Annotated in this window: 16 protein-coding genes; 7 read left to right on the top strand and 9 right to left on the bottom strand. The window is 60.5% G+C overall.

The features are described from left to right. The first annotated feature begins 183 nt into the window (after window positions 1–183). On the top strand, window positions 184–711 hold the full coding sequence (locus PZN02_RS16930) for a single-stranded DNA-binding protein (protein ID WP_280659109.1): 528 nt from the start codon (window positions 184–186) through the stop codon (window positions 709–711). A 246-nt stretch (window positions 712–957) separates the two neighbouring features. Here PZN02_RS16930 and PZN02_RS16935 read toward each other — a convergent pair whose 3' ends face one another. Next, complete coding sequence (locus PZN02_RS16935) at window positions 958–1,587, bottom strand: MarC family protein (RefSeq protein WP_280659110.1); 630 nt, start codon at window positions 1,585–1,587, stop codon at window positions 958–960. Window positions 1,588–1,915: 328 nt separating this feature from the next. Here PZN02_RS16935 and gyrA point away from each other — a divergent pair, with 328 nt between their 5' ends. Then, complete coding sequence (gene gyrA, locus PZN02_RS16940) at window positions 1,916–4,693, top strand: DNA gyrase subunit A (RefSeq protein WP_280659111.1); 2,778 nt, start codon at window positions 1,916–1,918, stop codon at window positions 4,691–4,693. A 70-nt stretch (window positions 4,694–4,763) separates the two neighbouring features. Here the strand turns inward: gyrA and PZN02_RS16945 are convergent, their stop codons facing one another. Continuing rightward, on the bottom strand, window positions 4,764–5,684 hold the full coding sequence (locus PZN02_RS16945; protein ID WP_425336254.1) for a LysR family transcriptional regulator: 921 nt from the start codon (window positions 5,682–5,684) through the stop codon (window positions 4,764–4,766). A 66-nt stretch (window positions 5,685–5,750) separates the two neighbouring features. Between PZN02_RS16945 and PZN02_RS16950 the strand changes: the two genes are divergently transcribed. Beyond that, the gene (locus tag PZN02_RS16950; RefSeq protein ID WP_280659112.1) at window positions 5,751–6,776 is read left to right on the top strand and encodes an NAD-dependent epimerase/dehydratase family protein; all 1,026 of its coding nucleotides are present in this window, start codon (window positions 5,751–5,753) and stop codon (window positions 6,774–6,776) included. On the opposite strand, the gene PZN02_RS16955 is transcribed toward PZN02_RS16950, so the two are convergent. The 7 genes from PZN02_RS16955 to trxB all read right to left on the bottom strand — a co-directional run bounded on the left by PZN02_RS16955 (window position 6,766) and on the right by trxB (window position 13,371). Next, the gene (locus PZN02_RS16955) at window positions 6,766–7,707 is read right to left on the bottom strand and encodes a lytic transglycosylase domain-containing protein (RefSeq protein WP_425336255.1); all 942 of its coding nucleotides are present in this window, start codon (window positions 7,705–7,707) and stop codon (window positions 6,766–6,768) included. The two genes, PZN02_RS16950 and PZN02_RS16955, sit on opposite strands and share 11 nt — an antisense overlap. Before the next feature lie 121 nt (window positions 7,708–7,828). Then, window positions 7,829–8,338, bottom strand: coding sequence for a GNAT family N-acetyltransferase (locus PZN02_RS16960; RefSeq protein WP_280659114.1), 510 nt, complete (start codon window positions 8,336–8,338; stop codon window positions 7,829–7,831). 67 nt (window positions 8,339–8,405) lie between these two features. Next, on the bottom strand, window positions 8,406–9,200 hold the full coding sequence (locus PZN02_RS16965; RefSeq protein WP_280659115.1) for an aminoglycoside phosphotransferase family protein: 795 nt from the start codon (window positions 9,198–9,200) through the stop codon (window positions 8,406–8,408). Window positions 9,201–9,270: 70 nt separating this feature from the next. Next, the gene (locus PZN02_RS16970; RefSeq protein ID WP_280659116.1) at window positions 9,271–10,392 is read right to left on the bottom strand and encodes an alkene reductase; all 1,122 of its coding nucleotides are present in this window, start codon (window positions 10,390–10,392) and stop codon (window positions 9,271–9,273) included. A 46-nt stretch (window positions 10,393–10,438) separates the two neighbouring features. After that, window positions 10,439–10,729, bottom strand: coding sequence for an ArsR/SmtB family transcription factor (locus PZN02_RS16975; RefSeq protein WP_280659117.1), 291 nt, complete (start codon window positions 10,727–10,729; stop codon window positions 10,439–10,441). Between the two features lie 652 nt (window positions 10,730–11,381). After that, a complete protein-coding gene (locus PZN02_RS16980) occupies window positions 11,382–12,278 on the bottom strand; it encodes a LysR family transcriptional regulator VtlR (protein WP_280659118.1) in 897 nt (298 codons plus the stop codon). 118 nt (window positions 12,279–12,396) lie between these two features. Further along, a complete protein-coding gene (gene trxB, locus PZN02_RS16985; protein ID WP_280659119.1) occupies window positions 12,397–13,371 on the bottom strand; it encodes a thioredoxin-disulfide reductase in 975 nt (324 codons plus the stop codon). A gap of 532 nt (window positions 13,372–13,903) precedes the next feature. On the opposite strand from trxB, the gene PZN02_RS16990 reads away from it, so the two are divergent. From PZN02_RS16990 to PZN02_RS17005, 4 genes are all read left to right on the top strand, one after another. Further along, window positions 13,904–14,374, top strand: a complete 471-nt coding sequence (locus PZN02_RS16990; protein WP_173512992.1) for an Lrp/AsnC family transcriptional regulator — start codon at window positions 13,904–13,906, stop codon at window positions 14,372–14,374. A gap of 143 nt (window positions 14,375–14,517) precedes the next feature. Beyond that, the gene (locus PZN02_RS16995; RefSeq protein WP_280659120.1) at window positions 14,518–15,330 is read left to right on the top strand and encodes a glycosyltransferase family 2 protein; all 813 of its coding nucleotides are present in this window, start codon (window positions 14,518–14,520) and stop codon (window positions 15,328–15,330) included. Between the two features lie 42 nt (window positions 15,331–15,372). Then, a complete protein-coding gene (locus PZN02_RS17000; protein ID WP_280659121.1) occupies window positions 15,373–16,404 on the top strand; it encodes a glycosyltransferase in 1,032 nt (343 codons plus the stop codon). Beyond that, complete coding sequence (locus PZN02_RS17005; protein WP_280659122.1) at window positions 16,401–17,423, top strand: glycosyltransferase; 1,023 nt, start codon at window positions 16,401–16,403, stop codon at window positions 17,421–17,423. The genes PZN02_RS17000 and PZN02_RS17005 overlap by 4 nt, the downstream gene beginning before the upstream one ends. The last annotated feature ends 1 nt before the right edge of the window (window position 17,424 follow it).

The following is a 17,424-nucleotide window of genomic DNA, read 5'->3' on the forward strand; positions in this document are numbered from 1 at the left end:
TTGACAGGATAATAGGGAAATACTAGAACAAAAAAAGAACAAATGTCAGATGTAATCTCACAAATCAGCTGTGGATTATGCGCGATGCGGGGCGTATCGATGGCGGCAGGACGCTAAGATGCGCGTTCTTGATATATTGGAGAGCCGGGCCGGCGGTTCGGCGGAAAGCACGGGAAAAGCGATATGGCTGGTAGCGTCAACAAGGTGATCTTGATCGGAAATGTCGGGGCCGACCCGGAAATCCGGCGCACGCAGGATGGCCGCCCGATCGCCAACCTGCGCATCGCCACCTCCGAAACCTGGCGCGACCGCAACAGCGGAGAGCGCCGCGAGAAGACGGAATGGCATAATGTCGTCGTCTTCAACGAGGGCCTCTGCAAGGTTGTCGAGCAATATGTGAAGAAGGGCGCCAAGCTCTACATCGAGGGCCAGTTGCAGACCCGCAAGTGGCAGGACCAGAACGGCAACGACCGCTACACGACCGAGGTCGTGCTGCAAGGCTTCAACTCGACGTTGACGATGCTCGACGGTCGCGGCGAGGGCGGCGGCTCCGGTGTCAGCCGTGGCGGCGGCGACTTCGGTGGCGGCTACGAGGACTACGATCAGTCGCGCCAGTCTTCGGGTGGACGCTCTGGCGGCCAAGGTGGCCAGAGTGGCGGTCAGACCGGCGGCAATTTCTCGCGCGATCTCGACGACGACATTCCGTTCTGATGTGTTGCCGCTCGCAAGAACGGCTCCCGAAAAGCGTTGAGAGTTGGAAAAGCCGGTCGCAATAGGACCGGCTTTTTGACGCTTTGACTGTCCCACGATTGCACCTATAGCGCCGCGCGTCAGACGCGCAAAGAACGCTGTAATCCTTTGAATTGCTGCATGTTCTTATCGATACGACGGACGAGCGCCGTTGTCGGTGACACGATGCATGGCGCTGCTGATCTCCGGTTCTTCCGGCGAGATGCGTTAGGCCAGGAAGGCCGAGCGCACGCCGTCGAGGACGAACTGCACTGCCAGTGCCGCCAGAATGACACCAAGGAGGCGCGTGAGGATCGCCCGTCCCGTGACCCCGAGAAAACGGTCGATGCGTTCGGAGATCACGAGTGCCAGAAACAAGAGCACCATCGACGCGGCGATGACAACGAGGAGTTGGACACGGTCGGTAACCGAGGGAAACGAACTGCCAAGCAGGATGGTGGCCGAAATCGCACCTGGACCCGCGATCAGGGGCAGGGCGAGGGGAAAGACCGCGATGTTGTGAATATGGTCCTTGGTCACCGCGACTTCGCCGGTCTTTTCCTTCCGTTCCTGACGCCTTTCGAAGATCATTTCGAACGAGATCCAAAAGAGCAGCAGACCGCCGGCAATGCGGAAGGCGCCGATCGAGATGCCAAGCAACCCGAGAATTCCGTCACCGAAGAGGGCGAAAGCGGCAAGGATGAAGAACGCGATCATCGAGCCGCGGGTGGCGACTTGAAAACGCTCCTGGCGGCTCAGACCCACGGTGAGACTTAAGAAGATCGGCGCAAGGCCCGGCGGATCGAGCGTGACAAGCAGCGTCGTCAGTGCATTGATCAAAAGATCGGCATTGAACATCCGTATCCCCTTCCGGATTGCTACCCCAGGTTTCCCGGTGGCGTGGACGCATTGTTAGGCAAGCGCGGCGAGCTTGGAAAGGGGCGGCTAGCCAAAGGCCGATCAATGACTTAAACGAGCTTGGACGCGCGGATTGTGGTCTTGATCGTCAGGGACATAGGCGCGCGTAGGCGGCGTATGCGGATCTCATCAGATTTCCGGGCGAATGCCCTAGAAAAGCCTGTTCTGGCGGCAAAAGACTGTTCACAACCAACTGCAAAAATTGGCGCTTAGAGCCGCATTCGGCTATAAAAAACCGACTGATTCTGAACAAAGATCGTGATCAACATTGACTGAACAAAGCAATCCCGGCGGCGGAAAAACTCCGCCAGGCATCGAGCCGATTTCCATCATCGAGGAAATGCAGCGGTCCTATCTCGATTACGCCATGAGCGTGATCGTTTCCCGCGCGCTTCCCGACGTGCGCGACGGTCTGAAACCCGTTCACCGGCGCATCCTCTACGGGATGAGCGAGCTCGGCATCGACTGGAACAAAAAATACGTCAAGTGCGCCCGCGTCACCGGTGACGTGATGGGTAAATATCACCCGCACGGCAACATGGCGATCTACGACGCACTGGCGCGCATGGCGCAGGACTGGTCGCTGCGATTGCCGCTGATCGACGGCCAGGGCAATTTCGGTTCCATCGACGGCGATCCACCGGCAGCCGAACGTTACACCGAGTGCCGGCTGCAGAAAGCGGCGCATTCGCTGCTCGACGACCTCGACAAGGATACGGTCGATTTCCGCGACAACTACGACGGCACTCTGCATGAGCCGGTGGTCGTACCGGCGAAATTTCCGAACCTCCTGGTGAACGGCGCAGGCGGCATTGCCGTCGGCATGGCGACGAACATCCCGCCGCACAACCTCGGCGAAGTCATCAACGGCTGCGTCGCGCTGATCGATAATCCGGCGATCGAACTGCCGGAACTGATGGAGATCATTCCGGGGCCGGATTTTCCGACCGGCGCCCTGATCCTCGGTCGCTCCGGCATCCGCCAGGCCTACGAGACCGGCCGCGGCTCCGTCATCATGCGCGGACGTGCCCATGTCGAGCCAATGCGCGGCGATCGCGAGCAGATCATCATCACCGAGATCCCCTATCAGGTGAACAAGGCGACGATGATCGAGAAGATGGCCGAGCTGGTGCGCGACAAGCGCATCGAAGGCATCTCGGACCTGCGCGACGAATCCGACCGCCAAGGCTACCGCGTCGTCATCGAACTGAAGCGCGACGCCAATGCCGAGGTCATCCTCAACCAGCTCTACCGCTACACCCCGCTGCAGACCTCGTTCGGCTGTAACATGGTGGCGCTCAACGGCGGCAAGCCGGAGCAGATGACGCTGCTCGACATGCTGCGCGCCTTCGTGTCCTTCCGTGAAGAAGTCGTTAGCCGGAGAACGAAATTTCTGCTGCGCAAGGCGCGCGAACGCGCGCACGTGTTGGTCGGCCTTGCCATCGCGGTCGCGAACATCGATGAAGTCATCAAGCTGATCCGCCACGCGCCCGATCCGCAGACCGCGCGCGAGCAGTTGATGGAGCGCCGCTGGCCGGCACATGACGTCGATGCGCTCATTCGTCTGATCGACGATCCGCGTCACCGCATCAATGACGACGGCACCTACAACCTGTCGGAAGAGCAGGCCCGCGCCATCCTCGACCTGCGCCTGCAGCGCCTGACCGCGCTCGGCCGCGACGAAATCGGCGACGAACTCAACAAGATCGGCGAGGAGATCAAGGACTACCTCGATATCCTCTCGTCTCGTCTGCGCATCATGTCGATCGTCAAGCAGGAAATGGAAGCTGTCCGCGACGAATTCGGAACGCCCCGGCGCACCGAAATCGCCGAAGGCGGACCCGATATGGATGACGAAGACCTGATCGCGCAGGAAGACATGGTGGTGACGGTTTCCCACCTTGGCTATATCAAGCGCGTGCCGCTGACGACCTACAGGGCGCAGCGCCGTGGCGGCAAGGGCCGATCCGGCATGGCGACGCGGGACGAGGATTTCGTTACCCGGCTATTCGTTGCCAACACCCATACGCCGGTGCTGTTCTTCTCCTCGCGCGGTATCGTCTACAAGGAGAAGGTCTGGCGGCTGCCGATCGGCACACCGCAATCGCGCGGCAAGGCGCTGATCAACATGCTTCCGCTCGAACCCGGCGAACGCATCACCACGATCATGCCGCTGCCCGAGGACGAAACGACCTGGGAAAACCTGGACGTCATGTTCTCGACCACGCGCGGCACGGTCCGCCGAAACAAGCTCTCGGACTTCGTGCAGGTCAACCGCAACGGCAAGATCGCGATGAAGCTCGACGAGGAGGGCGACGAAATCCTGTCGGTCGACACCTGCACCGAGCTCGACGATGTGCTGCTGACGACGGCGCTCGGCCAATGCATCCGCTTCCCGGTCTCTGACGTACGCGTCTTTGCCGGCCGCAATTCGATCGGCGTGCGCGGCATCTCGCTCGGCGACAACGACCGGATCATCTCGATGGCGATCGTCGGCCATGTCGATGCCGAACCTTGGGAGCGTGCGGCCTATCTGAAGCGCGCAGCGGCCGAGCGGCGCACGAACGGCGAAGAAGAGGAGATCGCTCTGGTCGGCGAAGAAGTCACCGACGGCGGCGAGCTTTCCAACGAGCGCTACGAGGAACTGAAGGCACGCGAACAGTTCGTGCTGACGGTCTCGGTGAAAGGCTTCGGCAAGCGTTCGTCCTCTTACGATTTCCGCACCTCCGGCCGCGGCGGCAAGGGCATTCGCGCCACCGACACGTCGAAGACGGCGGAGATCGGCGAACTGGTCGCCGCATTCCCGATCGAGCTCAACGATCAGATCATGCTCGTCTCAGACGGCGGTCAGCTCATACGAGTGCCCGTCAACGGTATCCGTTTGGCCAGCCGCGCAACAAAGGGCGTTACGATCTTCTCGACGGCCAAGGATGAGAAGGTCGTATCGGTCGAGCGGATCAGCGAACCGGACGGCGAGGACGAAGTTGTCGACGCCGCGCTTGGCGAAGGTATCGCGCCGGAGCCACCTGAAGCTTCTGAAGACTGATCACACTACCTGAGAGACTGAAAAGCCCGCCCTTACCGGCGGGCTTTTTGTTGGCCTCCATCGGTTGGCGTTATTGCCGGATATAGGCTTTGAGTCCCTTGGCCAAAGCGTCAAAGGTGACACGGCAGCGCGGGCTCGCGCGCAAGTTTTCGTGCATCACGAGCCAGGTTTCGAGCTTCATCTCGAAGGTGTCGGCAAGCACATGGACAAGCTGAGGATCGCGGGTTGCAAGGGCGTTCTGGCAGATGCCGATGCCGAAGCCGGCACGGATCGCCGCGAGCTGCGCGACATTGCTGTCGGTTTTCAACGCAAATCGCGCTGACGGCAAGTTCGGCGTCCTTGCCATTATGGCGCGGATTGCGGCGGTTTGCCGATCGAAACCGATCAGGCTGTGGCGGGAGAGATCATCGATCGTTTCAGGCACGCCGCGACGGTCGAGATAGGACCGATGCGCGTGGAAGCCGAGCGGCACAGCGCCGATATGCAGAGCGACCAGCGCATCCTGTTCCGGTCTGACCATACGCACGGCGATATCGGCCTCCTGACGCAAGAGATCCTCGACGGCGTCCGATGCGGAAAGCTCGATGGAGAGGTCCGGATATGCCCGGTTGAGTTCGGCGAGGATCGCCGGCAAGACCTCGACGCCGATCACCTCGCTGGCGCTGACGCGCACGGTTCCGCCAATCGCGCCATGCTGTCCGGAGGCGGCACGGAGCAGGGCGGAGGAGGTGGACGCCAGGGCCTCGGCATAGGGCTTCAGTTCCAAGGCTGCATCGGTCGGCAGCAATCCCTGCGGCGAGCGCGTGAACAGCGGGAAACCGAGGGCTTCTTCCAACGCGTCGATGTGACGGCCGACGGTCGGCTGCGTCAGCCCAAGTTCGCGCGCTGCCGCTGACAGCGACCCTTCGCTCAGCACCATGAGAAAGGTGCGGTAAAAATCCCAGCTAGGCTCAGCCTTGTTCATAAATTTAAGTATAGCTGCGATAGCCATTTCGACAATTCCGTTTGACCTGAATACCGACGATCCTCAACCCATCCAGAACGATGGAGAGAAAACATGACGGAAACGCAGGACAAGACGGGAACAGTGCTCGTGCTGGGCGCAACCGGCGGGATAGGCGGCGAGGTCGCCCGCGGCTTTCACCTTCGCGGGTGGACGGTCCGGGCATTGAATCGGGACGCAGCAAAGGCGTCCAAAAGAGCACCGGCCTTTGAATGGATCCAGGGCGACGCGATGAACGCCGCCGACGTGAGAGCTGCAGCCAAGGGCGCGGCGGTCATCATCCACGCGGTCAACCCGCCCGGCTATCGCAACTGGGGCGAACTCGTATTGCCGATGCTCGATAACACGATCGCCGCCGCCAATGCTGTCGGTGCGCGCGTCGTCTTGCCCGGTACGATCTACAATTTCGGGCCAGACGCCTTCCCGGTGCTTGAAGAAAATGCATCACAGAACCCACGAACGGAAAAGGGCGCCATCCGCAAGGAAATGGAAGCAAGACTGAAGGCTGCGTCCGAGGCCGGTGTTCGTGTCGTCATTCTGCGGGCAGGGGACTTCTTTGGCCCGGGCGCCGCCAACAATTGGTTCTCTCAAGGCTTGGTGAAGCCCGGAAGACCGCTTACGGCGATCAGCTATCCCGGGAAGAAGGGAACTGCCCACCAATGGGCCTATTTGCCTGACGTCGCGGAGACGATGATCAGGCTGATCGAGCGGGCGGAGAGCCTTCCGCCATTTGCGGTCTACCATATGCGCGGTTTCTTCGATGACGACGGCACCGAGATGATTGCGGCCATCAGGCGCGCTGTCGGGAAGCCTGACCTCAAGGTCAAAAGGTTTCCCTGGTGGCTCGTCGCCTTTGCGTCACCCTTCGTGCCGCTTTTTAAGGAGCTCAGGGAAATGCGCTATCTTTGGCGCGAGCCGCTCGAGATGCGGAATGATAGGCTGATCGCCACGCTCGGTGAGGAGCCGCAGACGGCGATAGACGACGCGGTTACGGCAACTCTCGCCTCGCTCGGTTGCCTCCCGCGGGATTGCGGAATGCAGTTGTCGACCGCGCCGGGACGCCTGAGCGTCAGTTCTTGAAAACGATACAGGCGCCGCCGCTCTTGCGAACGGCGGCGCAAAGCTCGTTTGCCTCGGCGCGCGTCTGCCTACCGATGCGGGCCGCGTACCGTCTTCTCGCTCCGAAGGCGCCGTTGCGCTCCCGCACGAGGACCGCCTTTTCGGTGTTGATTGGCGCCGGCAGTCTCTTCACCGCGTGCAAGAACAAGCGCTGCGCAACGGACTTCTGGTAATGCGCCGACAGCTGGACACCCCAAGGCGCCCAGACGGCCTCGTCGGCTATGACGAGCTCGCGCAACCGACGGGTATTGGCTAGCGCGACGCAGCCATCAAGGAAGCTCTTGTCCTTGTCGAGCTCAAGATTGAGCAACTTCGGTGGATTGTCGCGCCAGTCTTCGACGGGATAGGCTGTGATCGCCAAAACGTAATCGCGCGTCTCGTAGGGGAGCCGGTCGTTATCGAGGAAGCGCTCAAGGCCTGCCTCACCAGCATTGTAGGCCGCCGCGGCAAAGCCAAGATTGCCATAGCGCGATTTCAGCTCACTCAAATACTCCGCCGATTTGCCGAGCGCCGCCACAGCATCGAAACTGTCCGCCAAGCCGCGCAGCTTTGCCGTTGCCGGCATGAACTGGGCAATTCCCTCGGCACCCTTCGGACTGATGGCGTCCGGTTGAAAAAGGCTTTCGCGCCAGATCAACCGGGCGAAGAAAGGCGCGGGCAGGTCGTTCGCTAGGGCATAGTGTTCAATGATGCCGCAAACATCTCGTGCAAAATTGTCGGGGCTGATGCAGAGACGAAGAGACGGGTTTGCCGCGGAGACGCCCGAATAGAGGCACTTTCGCGCAGGGACCGGTGGCGCATCGGTGCGGGCCTGGGCAGCACCTGAGACCGTCGCGCAAAGGCCAACTGCGAGCGACAACGCGGCCCCGGCAGCGCGCGCCAGACGTCCCATTCGGTTGCCCCAGATGCGGCATCTGCGCGCTCTGCTCTGTTCGACCATGCGGCTCCTCAGTGACGAACGAGTGAGCATACATAGCATCTTCGCCGATAACGAAAAACAGGCGAAGACAACCTCAGCGTGGCGAACCGGTGCGCAGGATCAGTTGCATGAAGGTCAGATCAAGCCAGCGGCCGAACTTCGTGCCGACTTCCTTCATATGGCCAGTTTGCTCGAAGCCCAACTGCTCATGCAGCCGGATCGAGGGGAGGTTGCTCGCTTCGATCCCGGCGACCATCACATGCTTACCAAGTGCCTCGGCGCGCTCGATGAGCGCGACCATCAACGCTCGCCCGACACCGCCACCGCGCCGATCGCTGCGCACATAGACCGAATGCTCGACCGTGTGGCGATAGCCGTCGAAGGCACGCCATTCGCCGAAGGAGGCGTAGCCGATAATTTCGCCCGCGTCGGAGACGGCAACGAGCACGGGGAAACCGGCCGACTTTCGCGCCTTGAGCCAGGCTGCACGATTGGCGACATCCACGAGTGTCTCGTTCCAGATCGCTGTCGTGTTCGCCACTGCATCGTTGTAGATGTCACGAATGGCTTCGAGATCGCTATCAGCCGCATCCCTGATCTGCATGTTGCTCTCCCTGACTGCTGTCGATCCAGAGCGCTGCTACGCGGCGCCATCGAGAACGCCGTGAGCTTTAGCGGTTCAAGGCAGCCGCGGCAATCTCCGCCATTGCAAGCGGATGTTCGGCACTTTCGCCGTCCTCAAGAAACCAGGCGGCCGATAGGCCGGCATAGGCGAGGACCCACTGAAGAACACGCCGCGGTTCGAGCGATGCCTCATCCGTCACGACAGCGAGTTGTTTCTCCAATCGGCCGGGAGCCGTGGCGATCGGCAACTCGGGATTACAAAAAAGGTTCGCGTAGTCGAAGCCACGCTCTCCGTGGAGGCGTTTTGGATCGATGGCGAGCCAGCCGCGTTCACCGAAATCGAGAATGTTCCCATGGTGAATGTCGCCGTGCAGCACGCTCGGCGGATGAGGATCAGAGAATAGCGCTCTTGCTGCGCCAGCGCAGATCTCGAACAGGCCGCCCTCGGCACGCGCCACCGGCTCCAGTGCCTCAAACCATCGCTCGAGCGGGACGAGTTCCGGAAGCGGCGTCGAGCGGGGAGCATGCAGCGCGGCGACCGTGCGGCAAATGACACGGGTTGCAGCATCATCGCCGCCGGTCATGGCCATGTGGAAAAGAGACCGCCGGCTCTCCGCGCGTTCCAGGAGAATGGCTTCACCCTCCTCGGCATAGACGCGTGCGGCTCCGTGACCATCCCACCATTGCATGAGCCGCCCGCCGAATTTTTCCTCCGCTTCCTGCGCAATCTTGAGCATTGCCGGCAGGCCACGCCAGCGTACCGGCAGCAGCTGGCTCGAACGGGTGGTGATCGCCTCGCCTTCAGGCACGAGCGACCATTTCTTAATCCAGGAAGCAAACATTAGGACACGATGAGCATTTCTTTACTCGAAAGGGCCCCGCGTTGCGGGGCCCTCCGTTCGGGTTTAGGTCTCAAGCCACCTGCTCAAGTAGCGGATAGTCGGTATATCCCTTTGCGCCGCCGCCGTAGAAGGTTGTCTGATCGGGCGCATTGAGCGGGGCGCCATCCTTCAGCCGGCGGACGAGATCCGGGTTGGCAATGAACGGCTTGCCGAAAGCGACCAGATCGGCCTCACCACTTTCGACGGTTCTGGCCGCGAGGTCGCGATCGTATCCATTGTTCGCCATCCAGGCAGCCTTGCCGCCGACGGCGGCGTAAGCAGCGCGCAGCCCGGCGTAGTCGAAGGGGCGATCGCCCTGCTGGTGATCGCGCGCGCCGCCCGTCGCACCTTCAACGACGTGAATATAGGCGAGCTGATAGCGAGCGAGCTTTTCCACCACGTAGGTGAAGAGTGCCTGCGGCTCCGGGTCAAAGGCATCATTGGACGGAGTGACCGGCGAAATGCGGATACCCACACGGCCCGCTCCGATCTCCTTCGTGATCACGTCAACGACCTCGAAGAGAAAGCGCGCGCGATTCTCGATCGAGCCGCCATAGGCGTCGGTGCGCTTGTTGGAGCTGGAGCGAAGGAACTGGTCGATCAGATAACCGTTCGCGGCGTGAATTTCGACACCGTCGAACCCGACATCGATCGCGGCGCGCGCGGCCTTGCGGTAGTCTTCGACGATGCCGGCAATTTCCGCCAGTTCCAGCGCGCGAGGCTCAGACGTTTCGGCGAAGCTGCCGGTTCCGTCCCCGTTTACAAGATAGGTCTTCGACTTTGCCCGGATCGCCGACGGAGCCACGGGCTGACCGCCATTTGGCTGGAGAGAGGTGTACGAAATACGGCCGACATGCCACATCTGGACGACGATCTTGCCGCCAGCCTTGTGAACGGCATCCGTCACCTTGCGCCAACCTTCGAGCGCCTCGGGCGTATAGAGGCCCGGAACGTCCGCATAGCCTTGCCCCTGCTGGGTGATCGCCGTCGCTTCGGTAATCAGCAAGCCGGCGGAAGCGCGCTGCTCGTAGTAGGTGGCGTTCAGCGTATTGGGGACCGCTTTCGGCGAGCGATTGCGGGTGAGCGGAGCCATCACGACACGGTTCTTGAGCGTGACGTCGCCGATCGTAATCGGGTCGAAAAGAGAAGCCATGAAATGTCCTTTCCGTTTCGGTTGAGACTTGGGAGGAAGAATGGCGTCAAAGGTTGCCGATAGCCTTCAGGAACTCGGCGATCGTTTCCTCGTTGCGCTTGTAAAAGACCCATTGGCCAACACGGCGGTTCGTCACCAAGCCGGCGCGCTGCAGTACTGCGAGGTGAGACGAGACGGTCGATTGCGACAGTCCGCAACGTTCGAACTGCCCGGCGCAGACGCCCATCTCAAGAGGATGCTCCTGAGCGGAAAAATGCACCTCTGGCTCCTTCAGCCATGTGAGGATGTCCATACGGGCCGGATGCGCCAACGCCTTCAGGATTTCGTCTTTGTCCATTGTAAATCGCCGTACCTAGTTGCATCGATATATGTATCGAGAAAATTCGATATACAAATCACATGCCCGTGATTTCGAGAGCCCGGCAACCTTCTGGAATCGATCCGAAGTCGCGCTGTTTCACGGGCAAAAAAAGAGGGCCACAAGAAAACTTGGGCCCTTACAGTTGTGAAGGTTTCAAACCTCCAGAGGGGAACAGCTGCTGCGGCGGCTGGGAGGAGAATGCCGCCAATGCATCAGCCAAAAGGCATATGGGGAGGGAAATGGCGGCTTTCAATAGCTCGCTCTGCGTTTTTCTCAACTGACGGCTGTGAGCAAACGGCGGACAAAAAAAGAGGGCCGCAAGAAAACTTGGGCCCTTGTAGTTGTGAAGGTAATAAGAACCTCCAGAGGGGAACAGCTGCTGCGGTGGCACTGGGAGGAGAAGCCACCAAGATGCATCAGCTGAGTTTGGTATGCTGTTTTTTTGGGCGCGCAGCAATCATTTAATATGCATGACAGCCATGTCGTGCGCGCATTCCTGCACATTTTTGCGGCGCACAATGTCTCTAAGCTGCTAAGGCCTTCTTCCGCGTTAGAATATATCTTTTTGAAACAACGGTTTACGACTGCAGTGAGCAATTGCCCAGAATTCGAGCAACCGAGATAGGCGTCAAAAATTCCAGTTGCGCGCCTTGGCAACGATATAGTCACGGAAGACTTTCAGCTTCGCTGCGTTCTTCATTTCGTCCGGATAGCAGAAATAGGTGTCGAACGAGGGGATGTCCGCGCTGATCGGGAGCTGAATCAGCCCCGGGTCGCGGCCGACGATATAATCGGGAAGCATGGCGATGCCGATTCCGAGCAGGCAGGCCCGCTTGATCGACGTTTGGCTGTTGATCTGCAGGTGCGAGATGCGCGGATCGTCATCATCGCGTCCGGCGATCTCCAGCCAGTTCACATCGAGCAGGTAGTTGGGCGCGGGCTCACCGAAGGTGATGATCCGGTGATTGTCCAGATCCTCGACGGACTGGGGCTCGCCGTGTTTGTTGATGTAGGACGGCGCGGCATACAAATGCATGTGCACGGTGAAAAGCTTGCGCTGGATCAGATCCGACTGCTGCGGCTGGCGCAGCCGGATCGCGCAATCGGCGTGCCGCATGTTCACGTCGAGCTCTTCATTGTCGAGGATGAGCTGGACCTGCACGTCCGGGTGCAGCGACATGAACTCCTGTATCTTGTCGGTCAGCCAGCCCTGGCCGAGACCGACCGTGGTGGTGATGCGCAGCTTGCCGGTAGGTTTGTCGGTCGTCTCGGTCAATTGCACCTTGACGCTCTCGAGCTTCATCAGCACCTCGTGCGCGGTGCGGTAGAGGATCTCGCCCTGTTCGGTGAGAATGAGCCCGCGCGCGTGACGATGAAACAGCTTGATGCCGACGTCCTGTTCGAGCGAACTGACCTGACGGCTGATGGCCGATTGCGAAAGGTGGAGTTTGTCTGCCGCATGCGTGAACGAGCCTGCCTCGGCCGCCGCATGAAATATGCGCAGTTTATCCCAGTCTAGCGACATAAAAGCCCCCATAAACCACCACCCCGGGGGACTGAACAATCGTCCACCGGTTGTGGCTGATGCACCTGTTCCCACGCGAGACGCGGCGCCTTACGGCGCGCGCCCCGATTCGCAGCTTCTATTCGGCTGCAATTGCGACGGGCATATGACCCGCCAGATATTTCTCCGCCTCCAGCGCCGCCATGCAGCCCAAGCCAGCCGCAGTGACTGCCTGGCGATAGACGTCGTCGGTGACATCACCGGCAGCAAACACGCCAGGGACATCGGTCGCCGTCGAATCCGGCGCGGTCCAGAGATAGCCGTTCGGCTTCTGGCGAAGCTTGCCCTTGAACAACTCCACCGCTGGCGCGTGACCAATCGCGACGAATACGCCATCTGTCACCATGTCCGTGGTTTCGCCGGTCTTGGTGTTGCGAAGCTTCACGCCGTTGACCGAAGCGGGCATCGGCGGCTTTGCGGGCGTACCGAGATATTCGATGACCTCGTGATCCCAGATGACCTTCACGTTCGGTTTAGCGAAGAGACGCTCCTGAAGGATCTTTTCCGCCCGGAAGGAGTCGCGGCGATGAACGACGGTGACGGTCTTTGCCAGATTCGAAAGGTAGAGCGCTTCTTCCACGGCGGAATTGCCGCCGCCGACAACGATAACATCCTTGTTCCGATAGAAGAAGCCATCACAGGTGGCGCACGCCGAAACGCCGAAGCCCATGAAGGTCGGTTCGGTTTCGATGCCGAGCCACTTCGCCTTGGCGCCGGTGGCAATGATCAATGCATCCGTCGTCCAGTCGTTGCCGCTATCGGTCTTGATGCGAAAGGGACGGACGGAAATATCGACATCGGTGACAAGATCATTGACGATCTCCGCGCCGACATGCGTCGCCTGCTTCAGCATCTGTTCCATCATCCAGGGTCCCTGGACCGGATCGGCGTAGCCGGGATAGTTCTCCACGTCCGTGGTGATCATCAATTGGCCGCCCTGTTCCAAGCCCGCGATCAGCACCGGCGAAAGCATGGCGCGTGCCGTGTAGATCGCCGCAGTATAGCCAGCAGGGCCGGAGCCGATGATCAGCACTTTGGTATGGCGGGCGGTCATGAACGTGTCCTTGATAGGCCGGAGAGCCGAGGCAGCATCATCCGGTTCCGTGGTTACTGGCAAAATATCGCCTTACTTTAGGTATTCACCGCTCGTACTTTCAAGGGTGCGGCCGCCGATACACACAAGTGCTTGGGGTATGGGCAGCGTTTTGGCACCAGATCGGGCATTTTTGCATCGTTTTCAAGGTTTCGGCCGACAACCATGCGCGATTCCGCCGCAACGAGTGTACTCGCTCGGTTTCTTACAGGGGCCTATCCGAAGGTTTTTGTGCATGCGGCAGTGAGCGCTCTCGTTTTGGCGCCCGGTTGCATGCTACTCACCGGAACGAAATTGGCCGCTTGCAGCAATGGCAGACCTGTCGCATTCGTGGCAACGGCGCTATCGTCCACTTGCAGGTTTGAGGCGGCGATTGGCGCAACATTTCGTCGGGGCAGGTGCGGCAGGGGCCGCCCGGCCCGCTCGACGATCTAGCTGGCGGGCATATAAGGCCTCTTCGCCAAGGCCGATGAAAAAATGGGGATGCTAGGCAATGGTCATACGCGTCGAGCTCGATGCCATCGATATGAAAATACTGCGCGAACTGCAGAGCAACGGCCGGATGACGAATGTCGAGCTCGCCGAGCGCGTGGGCATTTCGGCGCCCCCTTGTCTGCGTCGCGTCCGCAAGCTGGAGGAAGCCGGTGTCATTCGCGGCTACCGCGCGCTCCTCAACGCGTCGGCGCTCGGCTACGACCTCGTTGCCTTCTGCATGGTCGGCCTTAAGCATCAATCGGACGCGAATCTGAAAGCATTCGCCGCCCGCACCGCTTCATGGCCGCTCGTCCGCGAGGCATGGATGGTCTCGGGCGAATCCGACTTTCTGCTGCAGTGCGTGGCCGAGAACCTTGCGAGCTTCCAGGATTTCGTTATTGAGGAGCTAACGGCAACCGACAATGTCGATACGGTGCGCACGATGCTGACGATCCGCCAGGTGAAGGACGCGTGCCAGGTGGAAATCTAGCCGCGCGGCCGGCGCTCGCCGCTTTCGGCCTGCGGCCGCTGTAGGAAAATACTCGTGAAAACACGCTCCCGCTCGGGGAAAGTACCGGAATGTTTCGTAGGCCGGGCCGGCGCATTTCGCAAACAGCTTGAAAAGGCATCGGCGTGACGTCCAGGCTTCCGCTTTCCGCTTTCATCATCTGCCTCAATGAAGAGGGCTATCTAGGCAATTGCATCGAAAGCCTCGATCAATGCGCCGAGATCGTCATCGTCGATTCGGGCTCAATCGACGGCACGGCGGGCCTGGTGCAATCCTACATCGACAAAGGCTGGCCGATCCGATTCATGTATGAACCGTGGCGCGGCTATGCAGGACAGAAGCAGTTCGCGCTGGAGCAATGCAGCCAGCCTTGGTGCTTGAACATCGATGCGGATGAACGGCTGGATGCGCCGCTGCGCAAGCTTTTGCCTGACCTTCTCCAGGCCCCCGAGGACACGGTGGGCTGGCGCGTCGCGCGACGACCCTACCTGATCGGCTATGGCTATACGCCGGTAAAGGTGCACGAGCGGAGGAACCTGCGCCTGATCCGCCGGGGCAGGGGGCGATACGATCTCAGCCAGAAGGTGCACGAAGGCATCGTACCGGACGGCAAGGTCGAGAACGCCCGCTCCGGCAGCCTCCTTCATTTCCGGCCGCTGGTGATGGACGAGCAGATTCTTAAGGAAAACAAGTACTCAAGCCTGAAAGCCGACCAACAGTTTGAAGCGGGCAAGGCTCGCAGGTCCTACAAGCTCGTCTTCGGTCCACCGCTTTATTTCTTTCGCCTCTATTTTCGTAACGGCCTTTGGCGCTGCGGCCTGCCGGGTTTCATCGAGGCTATGACGGGAGCCGTCTATGCATTTCTGACGGCGGCCAAGATCTATCAAAGGCACGCTCTCAAGGCACGGCCGAATACCGACGACGCGCTTTCCCACTAGGTGAATTCCGGGAAACGTGATCCAAGCCTCGAAAGGTAACCGATGAAGGTCATGCATATTCACTTCGGCAAGGAAGGCGGAGCGGAACGATTCTTCGTCAACCTCGTCAATGCCCTGCATGACAGGGGCGTCGAACAACGCGTGCTCATCCGGCCCGACCGCAGTTGGCGCAAGGATATCGAAGGCAGCGCCACAGTCTACGAAGGTATCTTCCGCAGGATATCGCTTTCGCGATTCCTTCTGCAGTGGCGGATGCGGCGCATCCTCCGCGAGTTCCGGCCAGACGTCATCATGGCGTGGCAATTGCGGGCAAGTCGTTTCATGCCGGCATACAGGGACGCCTTCCGCATCGCTCGTCTCGGCGATTATCCCGAGCATCTCGGCTATTACACCAACGTGGAGACGCTGGTTTGCATCACTCCGGACATGGCTGCGAAGGTTCGCGAGCTCGGATGGAACCGCGACATCGAAGTCATCGCGAATTTCACCCGGGCGATACCGGTCGCTCCCATCGCGCGTAAGGAAATGCAGACACCGGCCGACGCATTCGTGGTCGTCGGCATGGGCCGGTTCGTCACACGCAAGGGTTTCGACGGGCTAATCCGTGCGATCAAGAAAGTCGACGGGGCCTATCTTTGGCTCGTCGGCGACGGGCCGGAACGCGAGCGGCTCGAACGTCTGACGGACGAGTTGGGGCTTCGCGATCGCGTCCGGTTTGCAGGCTGGCAGACCAATGCCTACGGCTATCTCGCTGCCGGTGACGTCTTCGTCATCAATTCTTCGCATGAACCGCTCGGCAACGTCTGCTTCGAAGGCTGGGGCGCCGGAAAGGCGACGATCTCCTCGCGCGCGGAGGGGCCATCCTGGGTGATGACGGACGAAGTCGACGCGCTGATGGTGGACCGCGGCGACGACGAGGGGTTGGCGAACGCAATCCGTCGACTACGCGACGATCCGGAGCTCCGGGAAAGATTGAGTGCCGGCGGCCGCGAAACCTTACGCACGCGCTTTTCCGAGCAGGCGATTACCGACGCCTATCTCGAACTCTTCTCCAGAGTACGGCGTAAGCGATGAAGGTCATGCACTTCCATTTCGGCAAGGATGGTGGCGCCGAGCGTTTCTTCGTCCATCTCGTCAACTCACTTGCCGAACGCGGCGTGGAGCAGACGTCCGTTATCCGACCGCACCGTCTTTGGCGTCCGGAAATCGAAGGCGCGACCAGGATTGTGGAAAGCCACTTCCGGAACCTGTCGCTGGATCGCCTCCTCCTGCCGCGCAAGGTTATGCACATGGCGCGGCGCGACAGGCCGGACGCCCTGATGGCCTGGGCACCGCGCGCCAGCGAACTGATGCCGGACTACAAAGGCTGCATCAAGATTTCCCGGCTCGGCGACTACCCGCCACGCCTCGACTATTTTCGCAACACCGACTGCCTCGTCTGCAACACGCCCGGCATTGCCGAGCACGTTCGCAGGCTCGGCTGGAAGCGGGAGATCGAGATCATCTCGAACTTCACCAACGCCGAGCGTGTTGAACCAGTCAGTCGGGCGACGCTCGACACGCCGGAGGAAGCTCCGGTCGTCATGTCGATGGGGCGGTTTGTCGAACGCAAGGGTTTCCATACGCTGATCCAGGCGATCGCCAAGGTGCCCGGCACTTACCTTTGGCTGCTCGGTGATGGTGAGGAGCGGGACAACCTTCACAAGCTTGCAACCGATCTCGGTGTCGCCGCCCGGGTGCGCTTCGCCGGATGGCAGAAGGACACAAGGCCCTTTCTCGCGGCAGCCGACATATTCGTCATGGCTTCGAGCCACGAGCCACTTGGCAACGTCATTCTGGAGGCCTGGGCGCAGGGAACACCGGTCGTCTCAAGCCGCTCCGAGGGGCCTCAATGGTTCATGCGGGACGGGGAAAACGGTCTGATGGTCGATATCGGCGATGCGGACGGTTTCGCGCACGCGGTCGAGAGGATCGCCAACGACAATGCGCTGCGGGCAAGGCTTGCCCAGCGCGGGCACGAGACGCTGATGAGTCAATTTTCCAAAGAGGCCATCACCGATGCCTACCTGAAACTCTTCGCCTCGAAGCGGTAGT

The organism is Sinorhizobium garamanticum (genome assembly GCF_029892065.1).
Taxonomy (GTDB): domain Bacteria; phylum Pseudomonadota; class Alphaproteobacteria; order Rhizobiales; family Rhizobiaceae; genus Sinorhizobium; species Sinorhizobium garamanticum.